At 47.2% G+C, this 21,797-nt stretch carries 13 protein-coding genes; 12 read left to right on the top strand and 1 reads right to left on the bottom strand.

What is annotated here, in order from left to right:
• Positions 1 to 279: 279 nt before the first annotated feature.
• From gltB to B5G10_RS08800, 5 genes are all read left to right on the top strand, one after another.
• Positions 280 to 4,764 carry a glutamate synthase large subunit gene (gene gltB / locus B5G10_RS08820; protein WP_241147746.1) on the top strand — a complete coding sequence of 1,495 codons (4,485 nt, stop codon included), beginning with the start codon at positions 280 to 282 and terminating at the stop codon, positions 4,762 to 4,764.
• 47 nt (positions 4,765 to 4,811) lie between these two features.
• Positions 4,812 to 6,161: a glutamate synthase subunit beta gene (locus B5G10_RS08815; protein WP_087424369.1), complete on the top strand. Its 1,350-nt coding sequence runs from the start codon at positions 4,812 to 4,814 to the stop codon at positions 6,159 to 6,161.
• 39 nt (positions 6,162 to 6,200) lie between these two features.
• Positions 6,201 to 7,880 carry an asparagine synthase B gene (gene asnB / locus B5G10_RS08810; RefSeq protein ID WP_087424368.1) on the top strand — a complete coding sequence of 560 codons (1,680 nt, stop codon included), beginning with the start codon at positions 6,201 to 6,203 and terminating at the stop codon, positions 7,878 to 7,880.
• A 64-nt stretch (positions 7,881 to 7,944) separates the two neighbouring features.
• Positions 7,945 to 10,134, top strand: a complete 2,190-nt coding sequence (locus tag B5G10_RS08805; protein ID WP_087424367.1) for a glutamine synthetase III — start codon at positions 7,945 to 7,947, stop codon at positions 10,132 to 10,134.
• Between the two features lie 314 nt (positions 10,135 to 10,448).
• Complete coding sequence (locus tag B5G10_RS08800; RefSeq protein WP_087424434.1) at positions 10,449 to 11,396, top strand: calcium/sodium antiporter; 948 nt, start codon at positions 10,449 to 10,451, stop codon at positions 11,394 to 11,396.
• Positions 11,397 to 11,482: 86 nt separating this feature from the next.
• Here B5G10_RS08800 and B5G10_RS08795 read toward each other — a convergent pair whose 3' ends face one another.
• Positions 11,483 to 11,968 carry a PaaI family thioesterase gene (locus tag B5G10_RS08795; protein ID WP_087424366.1) on the bottom strand — a complete coding sequence of 162 codons (486 nt, stop codon included), beginning with the start codon at positions 11,966 to 11,968 and terminating at the stop codon, positions 11,483 to 11,485.
• A gap of 843 nt (positions 11,969 to 12,811) precedes the next feature.
• Between B5G10_RS08795 and B5G10_RS08790 the strand changes: the two genes are divergently transcribed.
• The 7 genes from B5G10_RS08790 to B5G10_RS08760 all read left to right on the top strand — a co-directional run bounded on the left by B5G10_RS08790 (position 12,812) and on the right by B5G10_RS08760 (position 21,283).
• Positions 12,812 to 13,933 carry an MraY family glycosyltransferase gene (locus B5G10_RS08790; protein WP_087424365.1) on the top strand — a complete coding sequence of 374 codons (1,122 nt, stop codon included), beginning with the start codon at positions 12,812 to 12,814 and terminating at the stop codon, positions 13,931 to 13,933.
• A 97-nt stretch (positions 13,934 to 14,030) separates the two neighbouring features.
• On the top strand, positions 14,031 to 14,759 hold the full coding sequence (locus B5G10_RS08785) for a polysaccharide biosynthesis/export family protein (RefSeq protein WP_241147745.1): 729 nt from the start codon (positions 14,031 to 14,033) through the stop codon (positions 14,757 to 14,759).
• 11 nt (positions 14,760 to 14,770) lie between these two features.
• On the top strand, positions 14,771 to 17,194 hold the full coding sequence (locus B5G10_RS08780; RefSeq protein ID WP_087424363.1) for a tyrosine-protein kinase: 2,424 nt from the start codon (positions 14,771 to 14,773) through the stop codon (positions 17,192 to 17,194).
• A 1-nt stretch (position 17,195) separates the two neighbouring features.
• Positions 17,196 to 17,816, top strand: a complete 621-nt coding sequence (locus B5G10_RS08775; protein ID WP_087424362.1) for an acyltransferase — start codon at positions 17,196 to 17,198, stop codon at positions 17,814 to 17,816.
• A gap of 30 nt (positions 17,817 to 17,846) precedes the next feature.
• Positions 17,847 to 19,379 (top strand): sugar transporter, encoded by a 1,533-nt coding sequence (locus B5G10_RS08770; RefSeq protein WP_087424361.1) that lies wholly within the window; start codon positions 17,847 to 17,849, stop codon positions 19,377 to 19,379.
• 7 nt (positions 19,380 to 19,386) lie between these two features.
• Positions 19,387 to 20,118, top strand: a complete 732-nt coding sequence (locus tag B5G10_RS08765) for a glycosyltransferase (RefSeq protein WP_087424360.1) — start codon at positions 19,387 to 19,389, stop codon at positions 20,116 to 20,118.
• A gap of 340 nt (positions 20,119 to 20,458) precedes the next feature.
• A complete protein-coding gene (locus B5G10_RS08760; RefSeq protein WP_087424359.1) occupies positions 20,459 to 21,283 on the top strand; it encodes a glycosyltransferase in 825 nt (274 codons plus the stop codon).
• Positions 21,284 to 21,797 lie beyond the last annotated feature (514 nt).

Raw genomic sequence — 21,797 nt, 5'->3', positions numbered from 1 at the left:
ACAAAGTTAGCTATTATTTTCTGAACGGGGGTAATACCTATTGGTTTTAATAAAAATTAATAGGCTGATTATTGCATGGTTATAGGCTCTTATATAATGTGGTAAAAAGTAAGTTGTTTTGCTTTTGAGTAGGTAATTTGTAAATAAATTGTAGAATTACTTGTATTTTTGAAAGCTGTTATTTATTTTTGCAAGCAAATTGAAATGCTTATTTTGAAAGACAGAATAAAAAGAAACTGAAAGTCGATGAAGGGTTCTATTTTTTTCAACCAGAAAGATATGAAAGAAAAAGCCGCACGGAGGGGATCGTCCGGGTTGTACGACCCGGCCAATGAACACGATGCGTGTGGAGTAGGGATGATTGTCAACATTCATGGCAACAAGTCGCACGAGTTGGTCGATTCGGCCCTGAAGGTGCTCGAGAACATGAAGCACCGGGGAGCCGAGGGGGCCGACAACAAGACGGGCGACGGTGCGGGTATCTTGTTGCAGATTCCGCACGAGTTTATTTTGTTGCAGGGTATCCCGGTTCCCGAGAAGGGAAAGTATGGCACAGGGCTGGTGTTCCTGCCCAAGGGGCTGAAGGAGCAGAGCGAGATTCTCGACATCATAGCCGAGGAGGTTGAGCGCGAGAAGCTCACCCTGATGCATGTGCGCACCGTGCCGGTGAACTCGTCGATTCTGGGAAAGAGCGCAGCCGAGACCGAGCCCGACATCAAGCAACTGTTTATCACCGGCGAAGCCGACGACCTGGAGCGAAAGCTCTACCTCATTCGCAAGAAAATCGAGCGACGGGTCACCCACAAGGATTTCTACATAGTCTCGCTTTCGAGCAAGACCATCATCTATAAAGGTATGCTCTCGTCGGTACAGGTGAGGGAGTATTTCTGCGACCTCACGCAACCCTATTTTACCAGTGGGTTGGCCATCGTGCACTCTCGTTTCAGTACCAATACCTTCCCCACGTGGGGGTTGGCTCAGCCTTTCCGCTTGTTGGCACACAACGGCGAGATCAATACCATTCGGGGCAACCGGGGCTGGATGGAGGCGCGCGAGAGTGTGCTCTCCACACCGCAGTTGGGATCGGTCAAAGAGATCTGTCCCATCTTGCAACCCGACATGAGCGACAGTGCATCGCTCGACAACGTGCTCGAGTTCTTCGTACGTTCGGGATTGAGTCTGCCACATGCCATGGCCATGCTCGTGCCCGAGTCGTTCAACGACAAGAACCCCATTAGCGAAGATCTGAAGGCTTTCTATGAATATCACTCCATCCTCATGGAGCCGTGGGACGGCCCGGCCGCCCTGCTCTTCAGCGACGGTCGGTATGCCGGCGGTATGCTCGACCGCAACGGATTGCGTCCGGCCCGTTACCTCATCACTCGCAACGACACGATGGTGGTAGCCAGCGAGGCGGGAGTCATCAGTTTCGATCCCGAGACCATCCGCGAGAAGGGACGTTTGCAGCCGGGCAAGATTCTGCTGGTCGATACCCAGGAGGGACGCATCTATTACGACGAGGAGTTGAAACAGCAACTCGCCTCGGCCCGGCCTTATCGTCAGTGGCTGGCCGAGAACCGCATCGAGCTCGACACCCTCAAGAGCGGCCGCAAGGTCGAGAATACCGTGGCCGATTACAACCGCAAGTTGCGCGCCTTCGGCTTCACCCGCGAGGATGTAGAGCGCACCATCACTCCCATGTGTACCACCGGGTCGGAGCCTACCGCCTCGATGGGTAACGACACGCCGCTGGCCGTCCTCTCCAATCGTCCGCAGTCGCTGTTCAATTACTTCAGACAGCAGTTTGCCCAGGTGACCAACCCGCCCATCGACCCCATTCGCGAGGAGCTGGTCATGTCGCTCACCGAGTATATTGGTGCCGTGGGCAATAACATTCTGTTGCCCGACGAGAGTCACTGCAAGATGGTGCGGTTGCCGCATCCCATCCTCACCAATACCCAGCTGGATATTCTTTGCAACATCCGCTACAAGGGTTTCAAGACGGTGAAACTGCCCATGCTCTTTGAGTCGGGGAGGGGAAAAGCCGGATTGGAAGAGGCGCTCATGAACCTCTGTCGCAAGGCCGAGGAGTCGGTCGATGAAGGGGTAAACTACATCGTCCTCACCGATCGCGACATCGACGCCGATCATGCCGCCATACCGGCCCTGTTGGCCGTGAGTGCCGTGCACCATCACCTCATTTCGGTACAGAAACGGGTGCAGACGGCTCTGGTAGTCGAGAGCGGCGAGATACGCGAGGTGATGCACGCCGCCCTGTTGTTGGGTTACGGTGCCAGTGCCATCAATCCCTACATGGTCTTTGCCGTACTCGACGATCTGGTAAAGCGGGGCGATGTGCAAATGAACTACGAGACGGCCGAGAAGAACTATATCAAGGCCGTGTGCAAGGGCCTTTACAAAATCATGAGCAAGATGGGTATCAGCACCATACGTTCCTACCGCGGAGCCAAGATCTTCGAGGCCGTGGGGTTGAGCGAAGAGTTGCTGAACCGATGGTTCGGAACCCGTTGCTCGTCGGTAGGCGGTATTCGTCTCGACGAGATAGCCCGCGACTACGAGGCCTTCCACGATGCCGGCTATCGGCCCGACGATGTCGATGAACCCTTGCCCTATATCGGGCAGTTCTCCTATCGCAAGGATGGCGAGAAACATGCCTGGAATCCCGAGACGATAAGTCTGCTGCAACTGGCTACGCGGTTGGGCAGCTACGAAAAATACAAGCAGTTTGCCGATAAGGTCGATCACAAGGAGAGCCCTATCTTCCTGCGCGACTTCTTCCGCTTCAAACGGAATCCGATTTCGATCGATGAGGTCGAGCCGGTCGAGTCGATTGTAAAACATTTTGTAACGGGAGCCATCTCGTTTGGAGCCATCAGCAAGGAGGCCCACGAGGCACTTGCCCTGGCCATGAACAAACTGGGAACCCGCAGCAACACGGGCGAGGGCGGTGAAGATTCGGTTCGCTTCCACGAGACACACGACGGCATTTCGCTATGCAGCAAAACCAAGCAGGTGGCTTCGGGCCGATTCGGTGTCACTACCGAGTATCTGGTCAATGCCGAAGAGATACAGATTAAGGTGGCCCAAGGTGCCAAGCCGGGTGAGGGCGGACAGCTGCCTGGCTTCAAGGTCAACGAGGTGATTGCCCGCACCCGCCATTCGATACCGGGCATCTCGCTCATCTCGCCGCCGCCCCATCACGATATCTACTCCATCGAAGATTTGGCACAGCTTATCTTCGATTTGAAGAATGTCAATCCGCGTGCCCAAATCAGTGTCAAGCTGGTAGCCGAGAGCGGTGTGGGTACCATTGCCGCCGGAGTAGCCAAGGCAAAAGCCGACCTGATTGTCATCTCGGGAGCCGAGGGAGGTACGGGTGCTTCGCCCGCCTCGTCGATGCGCTATGCCGGTATCCCGCCCGAAATCGGGTTGAGCGATACGCAGCAGACTCTCGTGCTGAACGGTTTGCGCGGCAAGGTGCGTCTCCAGACCGACGGACAGCTCAAGACCGGGCGCGACATCATCAGCATGGCTTTGCTCGGTGCCGAGGAGTTTGCCTTTGGCACGGCCGCCCTCATTGTGCTGGGGTGTGTGATGATGCGCAAGTGTCACACCAACACCTGTCCGGTGGGCGTAGCCACGCAAGACCCCAAGTTGCGCGAGCGTTTCAGAGGTCGTTACGAATATGTGGTGAACTACTTCCGCTTCCTGGCTCAGGAGGTGCGCGAATATCTGGCCGAGATGGGTTTCACGCGGCTGGACGATATCGTGGGCCGCACCGATTTGATTGAGATTGCTCCTGCCGAGCCGGGAACCAAGGCTTCGTTGCTCGACTTCGACCGTATTCTGCATCGGGTCGATAACGGCACGGCGCTGCATCGGGTCATGCCGCAGCAGCACGATATCGAGGGTGTGCTCGACGTCACCATGATAGCGGCCGCTCGCGAAGCCATCGAGAACCGTCGCGAGGTTTCACTCGAATATACCATAGGCAATACCGATCGTTCGATAGGAGCCATGCTCTCGGGAGCTATTGCTGCCCGATATGGCGAAGCGGGGTTGCCCGACGATACGATTCAAGTCAAATTCAGAGGCTCGGCCGGCCAGAGTTTCGGCGCTTTCCTCACACGGGGTATCAACTTCCGTCTCGAGGGCGAGGCCAACGACTACGTGGGCAAGGGGTTGAGTGGCGGACGCATTGCCATACATCCGCCCGTGCGCAGCACCTTTGCGGCCGAAGATAACACGATAGCCGGCAACACGCTGCTCTACGGAGCCACCTCGGGCGAGGTTTATATCAACGGTCGGGTGGGCGAGCGCTTTGCCGTGCGCAACTCGGGAGCCATTGCCGTAGTCGAGGGTGTGGGCGACCACTGCTGCGAATACATGACCGGCGGACGGGTTGTCGTACTGGGCGAGACGGGCCGCAACTTTGCTGCCGGTATGAGCGGTGGAGTAGCTTATGTGTGGGACAAGAACCGCAAGTTCGACTACTTCTGCAACATGGATATGGTCGAGCTCTCGCTTCTGGAAGATGCAACGGCACGCAAAGAGTTGCATGAACTCATTCGCCAGCACTACTTCTATACCAGTTCGTCGCTGGCCCGCACGATGCTCGACAACTGGAACCACTATGTCGATGAGTTTATCCAGGTAACCCCCATCGAGTACAAGAAGGTACTGGCCGAGAAGCAGATGCGCAAGCTCCAGGAGAAGATTGCCGAAGTTCAGAGAGATTATTAACCGTTACGTGAAATCGAAAAGTATAAAAAGAGATTCTATATAGCATTATGGGAAACCCGAAAGCATTCTTAACCATACCCCGGCAGGAGGCCGGATACCGCCCCATACACGACCGCATCTCAGACTACGGCGAGGTGGAGCAGACCCTCAATACCAGCGAGCGCAAGCTGCAAGCCTCGCGTTGCATGGATTGTGGGGTGCCTTTCTGCCACTGGGCCTGCCCGCTGGGCAACCGGCCTCCCGAGTTTCAAGACGCCCTCTATCGAGGACGTTGGGCCGAGGCCTATGAATTGCTCACGCAGACCAACGACTTCCCCGAGTTTACGGGGCGCATCTGTCCGGCCTTGTGCGAGAAGAGCTGCGTGCTCAACCTGAGCATGGAGGCCCCGGTAACGATTCGCGAAAACGAGGCTGCCATTATCGAGGCCGCCTTCCGCGAGGGACTTGTGAAACCTCGTCAATACAAGCGCAACGGCAAGCGCGTGGCGGTTATCGGGTCGGGCCCGGCCGGACTGTCGGTCGCCAATCGGCTCAACCGGATGGGATATGCCGTTACGGTGTTTGAAAAACTGGAGTATGTGGGCGGACTGTTACGATTCGGTATTCCCAACTTCAAACTGCACAAACCCATCATCGACCGGCGGGTGCGGGTGATGGAGGCCGAAGGTATCGTCTTTGAAGTAAATCATGCCATCGACCTCGACCATCTGCCCGAAGGGTTCGATGCCTACTGCCTCTGCACGGGTACTCCTCAGGCCCGCGACCTCAATATTCCGGGCCGTGACTTGGTCGGCATACACTTTGCCATGGAGATGCTGGCCCAGCAAAACCGGGTGCTGGCCGGGCAGACTTTCACCGACGAGGAGCGCATCACGGCGCGTGGCAAACATGTGCTGGTGATTGGAGGTGGCGACACGGGCAGCGACTGCATAGGCACGAGCAACCGGCAGGGGGCGGCCAGTGTGACTCAAATCGAGATCATGCCCAAGCCTCCCGTAGGCTACAACCCGGCGACACCGTGGCCGCAGTGGCCTGTCGTGCTGAAGACCAGCAGCAGCCACGAAGAGGGATGTGTGCGTCGCTGGAGCCTCTCGTCCACCCGCTTTATCGGTGAGAATGGACGGGTGTGCGGTGTCGAGGTCGAGGAGGTCGATTGGGTGCCGGCTCCCGACGGTGGTCGTCCGCAAATGCGGCCTACGGGAAAGAAAGAGATTCTGAAAGCCGATTTGGTGCTGCTGGCGATGGGATTCCTCAAACCGCAGTTGCCTGCCCTCCCCGAAAATGTATTTGTGGCCGGCGATGCGGCAACCGGAGCCAGTCTGGTAGTGAGGTGTATCGCCTCGGGCCATCGGGCCGCGCAGGAGATCGACCGGTATTGCACTACCGGCAAGCGATAGAAACAGGTGTAGAAACAAGATAAAAAATAAACCTTTGTCATGTGTGGAATAGCAGCCATATTCAATATCAAGAGTCAGTCGCCCGAATGGCGTAAGAAAGCCTTGGCCATGGCCAAGAAAATCCGCCACCGGGGGCCCGACTGGAGCGGCATCTATTGTGGCGGTTCGGCCATTTTGGCTCACGAGCGGCTCTCGATTGTCGATCCCCAAAGCGGTGGACAACCTCTCTATTCGCCCGACCGCAAACAGGTGCTGGCCGTGAATGGCGAGATTTACAACCATCGCGATATACGCCACCGTTATGAGGGGCGGTATGAGTTCCAGACTGGCAGCGACTGCGAGGTGATATTGGCTCTCTACCGCGACAAGGGTATCGATTTTTTGGAGGAGCTGAACGGCATTTTTGCCTTTGCTCTCTATGACGAGGAGCGCGACGAGTTTCTCATCGCCCGCGACCCCATAGGTGTCATACCGCTCTATATCGGTTACGATAGCGACGGTACCCTCTATTGTGCCAGTGAGCTGAAGGCACTCGAGGGATTTTGCGAACGCTACGAGCCCTTCTTGCCCGGCCATTACTATTCGAGCCGCGAGGGCAAGATGATTCGTTGGTACCGCCGCGACTGGATGCAGTACGATGCCGTTAAGGACAATCCTGCTTCGGTGCCGGCCTTGCGCGAGGCACTGGAACAGGCCGTGCGTCGGCAACTGATGAGCGATGTGCCCTACGGGGTGCTGCTCTCGGGTGGGCTCGACAGTTCGGTTATCTCGGCCATAGCCAAGAAATATGCCTCCCGTCGTGTCGAGACCGACGGGCAGAAAGAGGCCTGGTGGCCGCAGCTTCACTCCTTTGCCATCGGGTTGCGTGGCGCTCCCGATTTGGCCAAGGCCCGCGAGGTGGCCGACTACATAGGCACCGTGCACCACGAGATAAACTACACTATACAGGAGGGACTCGATGCCGTGCGCGATGTTATCTATTATATCGAGACCTACGATGTGACCACCGTGCGTGCCTCCACACCCATGTATCTCCTGGCTCGGGTTATCAAGAGCATGGGTATCAAGATGGTATTGAGCGGCGAGGGGGCCGACGAGGTATTCGGCGGTTACCTCTACTTTCACAAGGCACCCGATGCGCGGGCATTCCACGAAGAGACCGTGCGCAAGTTGTCGAAACTCTATCTCTATGACTGTCTGCGGGCCAACAAAGCCCTCTCGGCCTGGGGCGTAGAGGGGCGTGTACCGTTTCTCGACAAGGAGTTCCTCGACGTGGCCATGCGGCTCAACCCGCAAGCCAAGATGTGCCCGGGCAAGACAATCGAGAAGCGCATCGTGCGCGAGGCTTTTGCCGATATGTTGCCGGCCAGTGTGGCCTGGCGGCAGAAAGAACAGTTCAGCGACGGGGTAGGGTATAGCTGGATCGACACGCTGAAGTCTGTTACCGCCCAGGCGGTGAGCGACGAGCAGATGCTGCATGCTGCCGAGCGATTCCCCATTAACCCGCCGCAGAATAAAGAGGAGTATTACTATCGCTCGATATTCGAGGAGTATTTCCCCAGCGAGAGTGCCGCCCGCAGTGTGCCCAGTGTGCCCAGCGTGGCTTGTTCGACCGCCGAGGCGCTGGCCTGGGATGCCTCGTTTGCCCACATGAACGAGCCGAGTGGCCGGGCTGTAGCCGGGGTGCACGAGGATGCCTATGAGTCCTCGGCCCAATGAGATAAAAGAAGAGAACAGTAAACAACACTATATTGATAAACCAACTTAAAATTTTTAAGATCGTATGTCAACGTTGAGATTCAGAGTAGTAGAAAAGGCCTTTCAGGCCAAACCGGTGGAGGTAGCAGTGCCTTCGGAACGCCCGAGCGAATATTTCGCCAAGTATGTGTTCAACCGGGAGAAGATGTTCAAGTATCTGCCCACATCGGTCTATAATCGACTGGTCGATGTGATGGACCACGGAGCCACGCTCGATCGCACTATGGCCGACGAGGTAGCACGAGGCATGAAGAAGTGGGCGATGGAATTGGGAGCAACCCATTACACACACTGGTTCCAGCCGTTGACCGAAGGCACGGCCGAGAAACACGATGCTTTTGTCGAGCACGACGGTAAGGGGGGTATGATGGAAGAGTTCTCGGGCAAGCTGCTTGTACAGCAGGAACCCGATGCCTCGTCGTTCCCCAATGGTGGTATCCGCAACACATTCGAGGCTCGCGGTTACAGTGCCTGGGATCCTTCGTCGCCCGTCTTTGTGGTGGACGATACCCTGTGTATTCCCACCGTATTCATTGCCTACACGGGCGAGTCGCTCGACTATAAGGCTCCGCTGCTCAAGGCTTTGCGGGCTGTCGATAAAGCGGCTGTCGATGTGTGTCACTATTTCAACCCCGAAGTCAAGAAGGTGGTGGCCTACCTGGGTTGGGAGCAGGAATACTTCCTGGTCGATGAGGGCTTGTATGCCGCTCGTCCCGATTTGCTCCTGACCGGTCGTACGCTCATGGGACACGAGGCTTCGAAAAACCAACAGCTCGAGGATCACTACTTCGGCGCCATTCCCACCCGGGTTGCAGCCTTTATGAAAGACCTGGAGATACAGGCTCTCGAGCTGGGTATCCCGGTTAAGACCCGCCACAACGAGGTAGCCCCCAACCAGTTTGAGTTGGCTCCTATCTTCGAGGAGTGCAACCTGGCCGTCGATCACAATATGCTCATCATGTCGCTCATGCGCAAGGTGGCTCGTACGCATGGATTCAGAGTGCTCCTGCACGAGAAACCATTCAAGGGAGTCAATGGCTCGGGCAAACACAACAACTGGTCGCTGGGTACCGACACGGGTATTTTGCTGATGTCGCCGGGAAAGACCTCGGAAGAGAACCTGCGCTTTATCACCTTCGTGGTGAATACGCTGATGGCCGTGTATCGTCACAACGGTTTGCTCAAAGCCTCGATCATGAGTGCTACCAATGCCCACCGTCTGGGCGCAAACGAGGCACCTCCCGCCATTATTTCGTCGTTCCTGGGCACACAGTTGAGCCGGGTTCTCGACCATATGGAGGAAAGTTCGGCCGATGAACTGGTGGTACTTTCGGGCAAACACGGCATGAAACTCGATATCCCGCAAATCCCCGAGTTGCTCATCGATAACACCGACCGTAACCGTACGTCGCCCTTTGCCTTCACCGGTAACCGCTTTGAATTCCGTGCCGTAGGTTCCGAGGCCAACTGTGCTAGTGGCATGATTGCCCTGAATGCAGCCGTAGCCGAACAGCTCGTTATCTTCAAGAAAGAGGTGGACGAGCTTATCGAGAAAGGTGAGAAGAAGATTCCGGCTATCATTCAAGTGTTGCGTAAATACATCAAACTGAGCAAGCCTATTCGTTTCGACGGTAACGGTTACAGTGACGAGTGGAAGGCCGAGGCCGAGCGCAGGGGACTCGATTGCGAGACGAGTGTACCGGTAATCTTCGACAACTATCTGTCGCCTTCGAGTATCAAGATGTTCGAATCGACCGGCGTGATGACTCGCAAGGAGCTGGAGGCTCGTAACGAAGTGAAGTGGGAGACCTACACGAAGAAGATTCAGATCGAGGCTCGTGTACTGGGCGACCTGGTGATGAACCACATTGTGCCGGTGGCTACCGATTACCAAACCAAGTTGATCGACAACGTGTACAAGATGCGCGGCCTCTTCTCGGAGGAGGAGACTCGTCAACTCTCGGCCGAGAATCTGGCCATTATCCGCAAGATTGCCGAGCATACCAGCTATATCAAAGAGCATGTCGATTCGATGATCGATGCCCGCAAGGTGGCCAACAAGATTGCCGACGAGCGGGAGAAGGCTGTGGCCTATCACGACACGATTGCTCCCATGTTGGAGCAAATTCGCTACCATATCGATAAACTCGAACTGATTGTCGATGATCAGATGTGGACACTGCCCAAATATCGCGAACTGCTTTTCATAAGATAACTAAGATAAGTTTGGTTAGATGGACGAAGACCGGGGTTCTCTCTCTGCGAGAGGTCCCGGCCTTTTTTATTTCCTGGAGTAACCGGAACAATAGTGGGGTAGTTCACGAGAGCGAACCGGGTAATTTTGTTTTTCTGTCTGTGTTTTCCCTTTTCTTTCTCGAAGAAAGAAAAAATATCCGATTTTATTCTTCTTTTTTACAGGCGATAGGATTGCGGTTCGGCATCGACAAACCTCAAAAACTGTGTTTTCGGTTTCCTTCGGCGCTCACCTTTCATTATCTTTGTTCCCGCATAAAAAAAATAGCTATGATAATAGATGTAATACTTCTGATTGTGGGGTTGGTCCTGATTCTATCGGGAGCCAATTTCTTGACGGACGGGGCTGCCGCGTTGGCCAAGCGTTTCAATATATCGTCGTTGGTGATTGGTCTCACGATCGTGGCTTTCGGGACATCGGCACCAGAGTTGACCGTGAGCGTCGTCTCGGCCATTAACGGTAGTGCCGAGTTGGCCATAGGTAATGTGGTGGGAAGCAATATCTTCAACATACTTATGATTGTGGGCGTAACAGCTGTGGTGGCTCCAATACGAATTACGCGAGGCACGCTTACGAAAGAGATACCATTGGCAATACTTTCGTCGGTAGTCGTGCTTATTTGTGCCAACGACCTGTTCCTGGGTACCGGTACCGAGAATGTAATCAATCGGGCCGATGGTTTGCTCATGCTCTGCTTTTTCTTGATATTTCTTGGTTATACGTTTGCCATTGCTCATAACCATAGCGAGGAGGAGCCGGCCGAGATCAAATCGTTGCCGGTGTGGCGTTGTATCCTCTACATTGTGGGTGGCCTTGCGGCTCTGATTTTTGGTGGCCGGCTGTTTGTCGATGGGTCGAGCGAGATTGCCCGTTCGCTGGGGGTGAGCGAGTCGATTATCGGTTTGACACTGGTAGCCATGGGTACCTCGTTGCCCGAGTTGGCTACTTCGGTGGTAGCAGCCTTGAAGAAAAATCCCGAAATCGCGGTGGGCAATGTGATAGGTTCAAACCTCTTCAATGTCTTTTTCGTATTGGGCGCCAGTGCATCCATCTCGCCTCTGCCTTTGGGCGGAATCACCAACTTCGATCTGTTCTATCTGCTGGGAGCCTCAGTCCTGATGTTTTTTGTGGGCAAATATCATAAAGTGCGCATGATAACCCGAGCCGAAGGTATTGTGATGATTCTTGCATATATCGTATATACGGGATATCTTATATATTAGTTGTAAGAGAGGCTCTCTTGATGAGCTAGCTATACAGCGCGCCACTGGATGAAGATTTCACCCAGTGGCGTGTCGTTTTTAGGGTGTCACTCCACCTCATCGACCGTGGGGCAGCTGGTGAAATGAAAGTCAGCCTGGGCTTTTTCCTTGGAAAAACAGTAGTAGGTGAGTTCGCCTTGAGTACACACTTGATTGTCGCAACTGATTTGTGCTGCGATAAAAGCAAAATTCCGCTTCATCTCGACCAGATGAGCCCGAACCTCCAGCGTGATGTCCGGGCCGGTTGTAATAGGTCTCTTGAACTTGACCTCCAAGCTGGTAGTCATACCCGAGGTTTGCAGTTTGCGGGCCACGAGCCATCCGGCAATTTCGTCGATGAGTACCGATTGTATGCCACCATGCAAGGTGTGTAACCAGCCTTGGTAGTTGTCTGAAGGATTCCAGTATGATACAATGTCATCGCCATCTTCGTAAAACTCCATCTTCAGGCCCCAAGGGTTGTTGGGGGCACAGCCAAAACAGTTGTAGCCATCCTTTTCGAGTCTGGTCCAGGGATTTATAATTTTCTTCATAATGATTGTTTTATTGTGAAATGTCAATTCAAAGATAGCGAAAGGTGAGCGCATAGGTAAATCGAAACCACAGTTTTCAAGATTTGTCTATGCCGAACCGCATCCTATCTTCTACAAAGATAGTGAAAGGTGAGTGCAGAGGCAAACGGAAAACGAAGTTTTCCAAGTTTTACTAAGCCGGGTTTCATCTTTTTCTATCCGATTTATTAATAATATTCAAAATTGGTTATAAATATATAAGTATCGAAACTTTTAATTGATTTTCTGTGTAAATATATTGTAAAATATTGATATCTAAATGGTTATTTGCTTTTGCAGATGTAACAATATTTTTATGGAATTTTTATGGCGGTTATTAGAATTGTATTTACCTTTGCAAAAGTTGAAAATAGGGTATATGGAGTTAATAAAATCCATATAAATGAGTAGAATTGAAAACTTTAATTATTCGCTCACAACTCTGTTTTTGGTAAGGGAAGCCCCTTTGTAAAGACTGATCGTTAAGTAAAAATTTACGAATACGTGTATAGGAAGGGTGGCATTTTGATACCAAAGTTTACGCCTCTCTGCTGCGATAGGGAGAGGGAAATTTGGTTGATGTTGAGTAAGTTTGAAGACTGGGGATCATTATTTTCGGTGTCCCCAAGGAGTGTAAATATCTGTAAGGTATGTTTGATTTAAGCTTTGCTTTTGTATGAAGGTGATTAATCGCATGCTTTTGGATATGAAAAGGTTTTAGGTTATATAATGGGAATTTATAAGGGGTTCCCAAAATGTTTTGGTATAGAATTTGGGTCAATGTGTTGAATATATATGTAAAATGAGAAATTAAATCTAATATTTATGGGTTATATTTCGATTTTGTTATTGGCGTTTTTTATTAGTTTGGGATTTTCTATATTCATTATTCCAAGAATTTTATTGATTTCGTTTAAGAAGCACTTGTTCGATATCCCGGACGAGCGTAAGGTTCACCATGGGGTGATACCTCGTTTGGGTGGCGTTTCGTTTTTCCCGGCCGTAATGTTTACTTTGTCGTTGATGATAGGGTTAAATCGTATTTACGGTCCAGAAGTGTTTCCCTCGATCATATGTGGAAGTGATACGGCTGTACTCTCTTTTGGGTTGAGCAGTTTGCTGTTGCTCTATTTGACAGGTATTACCGACGATTTGATAGGCGTACGCTATTATCAAAAGTTTTTGGTGCAAATATTCTGTGCTATACTATTAGTGGCATCGGGATTGTGGATCAACAACTTGTACGGTATCTTTGGAATTTATGAGTTGCCAGCCGCTGTGGGAATACCGTTCTCGGTCTTTGTGATCGTATTTATTACCAACGCTATAAACCTGATCGATGGTATTGATGGACTGGCCTCGGGGTTGAGTGGCATTGCGTTACTCTTCTTTACGGTGTTGTTTGCTTACCAACGGGAATGGTTGTATGCCTCGCTGGCCATTGTGACTTTGGGGACACTGATTCCGTTTTTCTATTACAACGTTTTTGGTAATCCCGAGCGAGGCCGGAAAATCTTCATGGGCGATACCGGATCGTTGACGATTGGCTTTGTGTTGAGCATCTTGGCCATTCGCTTCAGTATGACCGATGCTACGGTATTGCACCGCGTTCCCGATGCAATTGTAATAGCTTTCTCGGTATTGATTACACCGGTATTTGATGTGGTGAGGGTCATTTTGCATCGGGCCCGTTTCCATAAAAATATCTTCAGTCCCGACAAGAATCATATTCACCATAAGTTCCTGGCATTAGGCTTTACTCATCGGGCAGCCATGATTACCATCCTGTTGATCTCTTCGGGATTTGCAGCCATGAACCTGTTGCTGCTTACTCATGTGAATATCAACTTCTTGTTGTTCCTGGATATCTTTATTTGGACCGTGATGCAGTTGTATCTGTCACGACGGATAAAGAGGATGAATTCAACTGCCGGAGCCAAAAATTAAAGTGTTAACAGTTATCTTTTTACAGATGAAATATATTTCGAGAGTCTTAATGTGCATGATACTTGTAGGACTGGTATCGTGTGTTCCGTCTAAAAAAATGATTTATTTGCAAGGAGCCGATGAGTTGGCCGAGAATCCTCAAACCATTGCACAGAATTATGAGTTGAAGATTGTCCCCGACGATCAGTTGCTCATAACCGTGAGCAGTAAAGACGGTGAATTGCTGGAACTGTTCGCCAACAGTGAGACACTTGGAAGTTCGGGCTCTTCTTCTATACAAGAGGCCATAGGTCTTCGGGTAGATAAGCAGGGACAGATAGATGTTCCTATCCTGGGTAAGATGCAGGCGGCCGGATTGACTCGTGGTGAACTGGCCGATAACATAAAGGCCAGGCTTATCGCAGATCAGTATCTTAAAGACCCTGTAGTGACGGTACAACTGAAGGCCTTTAAAGTATCGATTATGGGTGAGGTAAACAGCCCGGGTGTTCAGACCATATCGGGTGACCGGGTAACGATTCTCGAAGCCTTGTCGATGGCTGGAGACCTGACACCTTCGGGTAAGCGCGACAATGTGCTGGTCATTCGAGAAGATGGCGATCAGCGGGTCAGCTATGTGGTCGATTTGACATCGAGCGAAAAGGTATTGACTTCGCCCTGTTACTATTTGAAGCAGAACGATGTAATCTATGTACAGCCCAACAAGTCGATAGGGGTGAAAGGCAGCGCAACGATGTCGTTTATCTCGGCAAGTAGCAGTATCTTGTCGGTTATCGCATCGGTATTGTCGATTGTGTCAATGATTATTGTATTAAAAGATAAGTAATATCTCTCTATATGGAGCTCATTCAGGAAACTAAAAACGAGAAAAAGAACGAAGGTGGAATAACCCTGCGGGATATCGTCGAGTTGATCTTCGACAATTGGTATTGGATCGTATTGTCGGTTGCCGTTTGTGTGCTGGTAGCCTGGCTCTATTTGGCCAAGCAGACACCGTTGTATAAGCGTAGCGCTGTGATGCTGGTCAAGGCCGAGAACAAGTCAAACAACGATATGTCGGCTATTATGGAATTGAATGGCGGTATATCGGGTAGCGGTGTGGACAACGAAATCTACATTTTGCAATCGCGTCAACTGATGCGTGAGGTGGTAGAGCGCTTGCACTTGGATGTAACCTACCAGGTAAAGGACTTTTTACACAACAAGCAGTTGTATGCCGAGTCTCCCATTCGGGTCGATTTCCTCGACGACTATACAGCTCCGGTTTCGATGAAGATAAAGCCAGTCGATGAGAATCGCTTCTTGTTGAAACAGTTGAGTATCGGAGGTGGAAAGAAGAGCGAGAGCGAGCAGGAAATCGCATTTGGCGATACCCTCGTTACGAATGCCGGTCGTATGGTCGTGACAGCTGTTCCTGAGTTCTTACCCAATTATTATACTCTCCTAATCGAGGTATCTCGTATGGATTTGAACACGGCGGCGAATATTTATCATTCTCTTATATCGGCTGCATTAGCTGGTGAGCGTACCACATTGGTTCAAATCAATTGTATCGACTCCAATACTTCTCGAGCCGAAGCCATATTGAATACTTTGATCGATGTCTATCGTGAAACAATTATCGAGGATAAAAACCGTATTGCCACCAGTACGGCCCAGTTCATTAACGAACGGGTAGAGATTATCAGTCGGGAGTTGGGCGATGTAGAGAACGAATTGACCAATTTCAAACAGCAAAATCGTATTGTCAGTATCGATGCCGCTGCTTCGCAGTTCATGAGTGAGAACAGCAAGATGCGCGACGAACTGGTTCAACTCGAGACCGAGTATGCCATTGCACAGGCCGTTCAACGAGCTTTTGCCAATGAAAAAGGAGACAAGCAACTTATTCCTAACGTCTCGGGGGTAGGCGATGCAGGTTTACAAAAACAGATAGAGTCATATAATGAGATGTTGTTACAACGCGAACGACTCGCTGCAAACTCGGGTGAAAATAATCCCCTGGTGCGCGATCTCGATAACAATCTGGCATCCGTCAGAGTCAATTTGGCCTCTTCGTTGAGTAACTATATCTCAACCTTGAAATTGAAACTGGAAAAAGCTCGCAAGGTCGAAGCCCAAACATTAGATTATATCGAAACGGTACCACAACAAGAAAAGCAGGCATTGGGTATTATTCGTCAACAAAATATCAAGGAGGCCCTTTATACATTCCTGTTAAACAAGCGTGAGGAAAATGCTATGCAGTTGGCCATTACCGAAGCCAATATCCGGGTGATAGAAGCCCCGTTCGGCTCTTCAGCTCCCGTGGCTCCGGCTCGCAGAATGTTTCTGATGGGAGCTCTCATCATAGGCCTCATTATCCCCTTGGCTATTCAGCTATTGCGCCTGATGTGGAATACCAGCGTAAGAGGCCGCAAAGATGTGGAAGATTACACGTCTATGCCTATCTTGGGCGAAATACCAGCCATGAAAGGAAAAACCGACGAACAGGCTATTGTCGTGGCCGAGAACAAGACCAGCAGTGTGGCCGAGTCGTTCCGATTGTTACGTTCCAATATGGATTTCGTGGCACCAAAGGCACAAGTCATCATGTTTACTTCGACTATTCCTGGTGAGGGTAAAAGTTTCGTATCGCGCAACTTTGCCGTGACACTGGCCATGGCCAATAAGAAAGTCGTTCTGCTCGATATGGACTTGAGAAAACGGACTCTGAGTAAAACACTCGACTTGACCACCAAGAATGGTGTTTCCACCTGGTTGTCGGGAAAAAATGAAAGTGTGTCCGAACTCATTCAGCCCAGCCATGTACACGATAGATTCGATATGATTTCGGCCGGCATTATGCCACCCAACCCTTCGGAATTGTTGATGAGCGACCGCTTCCCGGCCTTGATCGAGGAGTTAAAGAAGAAATACGACTATATCATCCTCGACTGCGTACCCGCCATGGTTGTTGCCGATGCCGGTATTATCGGTCGCGTAGCCGACCTCACGATATATGTCATTCGCACCGAAGTCTTGGATCGTCGCTATCTACCCGAGTTGGAAAAACTCTATCAGGATAACAAATTCAAGCATCTCACGGTCGTCCTCAACGGTATCGAAATGGAGAGTAAGAAATATGGTTACGGCTATGGTTATGGTTACGGTTACGGGTATGGCTATGGTTATGGCTACGGTGCCGATCATGGTCGAAGAAAAAAACGTAACGTCATCTATAAATGGGCTCACAAGATAGTCCGTATGTTTAGAGGATAGTATGATTTCTAGTATTTTTTATAAGGTAGGTTCAGTTTTTTCATGTCCAATTTTTATAAAAATATATAGTGGAGTGAAAAAAGTGAGGCAATTATTGTATAGTGGGTTTTATGGAGCAAAATTTTTAGAAGTGGGTACACGTTTTAGAATAACACCACCTATAAAATTCATAAATGGACCTCAATATATTTCAATTGGGAATAACTTTTATGCTCATCCTGGACTTAGGATGGAAGCAATTTGTGTTGACAAACAACCTTATATTCGGATTAGGATACATGATAATGTTAGTTTGGGATATAATTGTCAAATAAATGCTTGTCAACAGATTGAAATAAAAAGTGGTTGTTTATTTGGTAGTAATGTTTTTATTACAGATCATTTTCATGGCTCTGGAATTTCCCTTGAAATAGAAATTCCACCGGCTAATAGAGATTTATACTCTAAAGGCCCTGTTGTTATAGAGGAGAATGTATGGATTGGGCAGAATGTTTCGATTATGCCTAATGTGACAATTGGGAAGGGGTGTATTATAGGAGCAAATTCTGTGGTTACTCATAGTTTTCCTCCTAATTCTATTTTAGCAGGAGTACCTGCTAAAATAGTGAGAAGAATATATTGATTAATAGTTTTATCTAAAAATCTCGTAGGAATGCCTCAACAAGAGTCGCGAGTCAAAAAGTCACTGTTGAATGCGAGGGTTAATCTCATATTCTACTTTTTGACTCTTGTCCTTTCGTTCTTTTCGCGGAAAATATTTCTCGATACCTTGGGAGCCGATTTTGTAGGACTCACAGTAACGCTGCAGAACCTTCTTGGCTTCTTAAACTTGGCCGAGTTGGGTATCGGCAGTGCTATCGGGTATGTATTGTACAAACCTCTGTTCGATCATGATGAAGGGAAAATCAACGAAATCATTTCGGTCTTTGGGTATCTCTATCGCTGGATAGGATTTATCATCTTGGGTGCTGGTCTTGTATTGGCATGTTTTCTCCCCTTGATATTTCCCAATACCCAATTCGAGATAGGTATTATCTTTTTTGCCTATTTTGCATTTTTAGCTTCATCGTTAATCGGCTATTTTGCCAACTACAAACAAACTCTTTTAGGAGCCGATCAAAAGAACTACGTAGTCACCGCTTATTTTCAAACTGCGAATATTGTAAAAGTTCTTATCCAAATAGCAAGTGCCTACTATACAGGTAGCTACTATCTGTGGGCCTCTATAGAGTTGATATTTGGTATTATCTACTCTATTATACTTAATTGGAAGATTAAACAAGTCTATCCTTGGCTTCGCAGTGAAGTTCGCTTGGGCAAGCAACTCTTCAAAAAATATCCTGAAGTAATGAAATATACCAAACAGCTGTTTGTGCATAAAATGGGCGGATTTATCCAATGGCAAACGACTCCTTTTTTGATTTATGCCTTTGTTTCATTGCAAACTGTTGCTTATTATGGGAATTATACAATCATTGTTGATAAAATTAATTCATTTATCTCTAATTTCTTGGACAGTACAGGTGCAGGTGTTGGAAGTTTGATAGCAGAAGGGAACAGAGATAAGGAGTATAGAGTGTTTTGGGAGTTGTTAGCAATTCGATTTTTTGTGTCGGGGGCTGTCATGTTCTCAATTTTTATGCTTATAGAGCCTTTTATATCTCTATGGCTTGGATTTGAGTATGTATTACCTCGGATGGTATTGATTATTATTTTAATTAACTTTTTTCTTAATTTAACCCGTGGGGCTACTGATCAATTTATATATGGTCATGGACTATTTTACGATACTTGGTCTCCTATTGTAGAATCGTCTATATATATTATTGTTGCTATTATTGGAGGCCATTTCTTGGGCTTGAAAGGAGTTCTTTTAGGAGCAACAGTTAGTTTGACTTTAGTTATAGGGTGCTGGAAACCTTATTTTTTGTTTACAAAAGGGTTTAAAATGCCAGTAGTAAAGTATTGGATTGGATGGAGTAAGTATATATTATTAATTTCATTATCGGGTGTATTGACTTACTATTTGGTAAGTTTAATTCCTTTAACTCTACCATATAAAAATTGGTTGTCCTGGATTGTATATGCTGTTGTGACAACATTCTCTATAATTATAGTAGAGTTAACTTTTTTACTTTTATTTACGCAAGGGATGCGAGATTTTGTAAGGCGAATAATAAAATAATAATAGTATGATTCCTAAAGTTATTCATTATTGTTGGTTTAGTGGAGAAATAAAATCTCGATTAATTCATAGATGTATTCGTAGTTGGAAGAAAGTCCTTCCTGATTATGAGATTAAATGTTGGGATGCTAATAGTGTTGATTTTGATAAAATTCCCTATGTTAAACAAGCGTATGAAAGAAAGAAATGGGCTTTTGTTGCTGACTATGTCCGTTTATATGCTTTATATACAGAAGGGGGAATTTATTTGGATAGTGATGTTGAGGTGTTTAAAAGTTTTGATGAGTTTTTGAATTATTCTTTTTTTTCAGGAACAGATATAAGAACCCCTAATAGAGATTGGTTTGCTATAGAGGCTGCAATAATGGGTGCTGAAAAAGGAAATGCATATGTAAAATGTTGTTTAGATTGTTATAATCAACTACGATTCCTCAATGAGGATGGATCTATTAATACAAAGGTGATGCCAGATATAATATCCCCGATATTAAAGGATTATGGCTATGAGGCGGTTGATGAGACTCAATTTCTAAAAAATAATATTGTAATTTTTTCCTCTAAATATTTTGCAAATTGTAATGCTCTAAATTATGAAGATATATATGCAAGGCATTGGAATATGAATTCATGGGTACCAGATGAACAAAGAGGAAAGATTTATCATTTTTGTAAGAAACGCGGGATCTTATATTTATATAAAATATTGGAAAATATATTTGTGAAGTTCAGGAGAGAATGATGTCTATTGGGTTGAGTGGAAATAGTCATAAAATATAAAATTGCCATAGGTTTAGGACTATTTTTTTGTATTTGATTTTGAAAATAAAGATAAATTTAGTTTACTGCCTAAAAATTATATAGTATAAAGTATATTAATATAAGACACTTTTTATTATTAATAGATTTGATATATAATGCATATAAAAGATATGAAAATATAAACTGTTTGTCATTTATATGTAAGTCAGAGTGACTAAATAAGAGAAAAGAGATGGAAAAATTAGTCTTGTAATATGTTATTGTTTTAGAAAAGAAAAATATATGAAAGAAGGAAAATAGAAATTTCAAAATGTAATAAAATGATTCCAAAGGTTATTCATTGTGTTTGGCTTAGTGGAGAAGAAAAGCCGCAAATGATTCAAGATTGTATTGCTTCTTGGAAGTCAACGATGCCTGATTTTGACGTAAAGGAATGGGGAATGAAAGATGTTAGAAGCATAGATTCTCTCTTTCTTCAAGATGCGATAAATGCAAAAAAATGGGCTTTTGCAACTGATTTCCTTAGAGCATATATCCTATATCATTATGGGGGGATATATATGGATATGGATGTATATGTATATCGTTCATTAGAACCTTTTTTAGTTCATAATGCGTTTAGTGGTATAGAGTTTTGGCCTGGATTATATAGCTCTACAATAAATAAGAAGACGGTAAAAGGTATTGGTATTGATGCAGCTATTATGGGTGCAGTAAAAGGCCATAAGTGGATAGGTGATATATTGTCGTATTATGATGGAAAGAGATTTATTCCATCTCCTAAGGAGTATATGAAAATGGTAATGCCTAATATTATTGCACAAATTTCTTTGGATTATGGATTTACATCAATTCCTATATTCCAAATATTAAAAAATGAAGTGTATTTATATCCACCAGATGTTTTCTCGGCTGTATATAAGAATCCAATATTATTAATAGATTCTACAGAGAAAGCATATAAAAGATATGGAGAATATGATAATATAAGGTATTCTTGTCATTTATGTGCAAATAGTTGGGGATATCAAGTGAAACAAACGAAATTGCAAGAAATCATTTTCGTAATAAAGAAAGTGATAATCTTTATTGTAGGGAAGAACCGTATTGCACGGTTAAAGAGTAATAAGAAATCAAAGTGGTGAGATTTATAAATTTTTTTGTACTGAACAGACGTATATTATCCCATACACCTCGAAGTTTGTATTATAATATTCGCCTATTTGATATAAAGACTGCTTTGAGAAGTCCTGTATTTATTCATAATAGTGTAAAAGTAAATATATAGGTAAGAATGCTCATGTGAATGTTCATGGGTGGAAATGTTTAAAATAGGATTTAATACAACCAATTTTTATGATACATCTTTTGATAAATGCATCTTTATCTATATTTGAAGATAAAGTAACCATTGGATTTCGATAGGTGAAGATGCCAAGTTTGTTACGAAGAATCTTTGGATTATCGGAAATATTTTACTTTTTATCAGAAAACATATTTCTATAGGAGAGGAGATAGAGCTATATTTCCTTGGAATATAACGATGATAGTGATGCTCATGGAATTTAATATGCAAGGGACACGACTAAATATTGAAAAGGAAATGGATAGGAAGACATGTTGGATAGGATGTATTCGACTATTTTGAAAGGTACAAAT

This window comes from Barnesiella sp. An55, assembly GCF_002161555.1.
Classification (GTDB): Bacteria; Bacteroidota; Bacteroidia; order Bacteroidales; family Barnesiellaceae; genus Barnesiella; species Barnesiella merdipullorum.
Note: the sequence above shows the minus strand (reverse complement) of the source record. Positions and strands in the feature narration are given on the sequence as shown.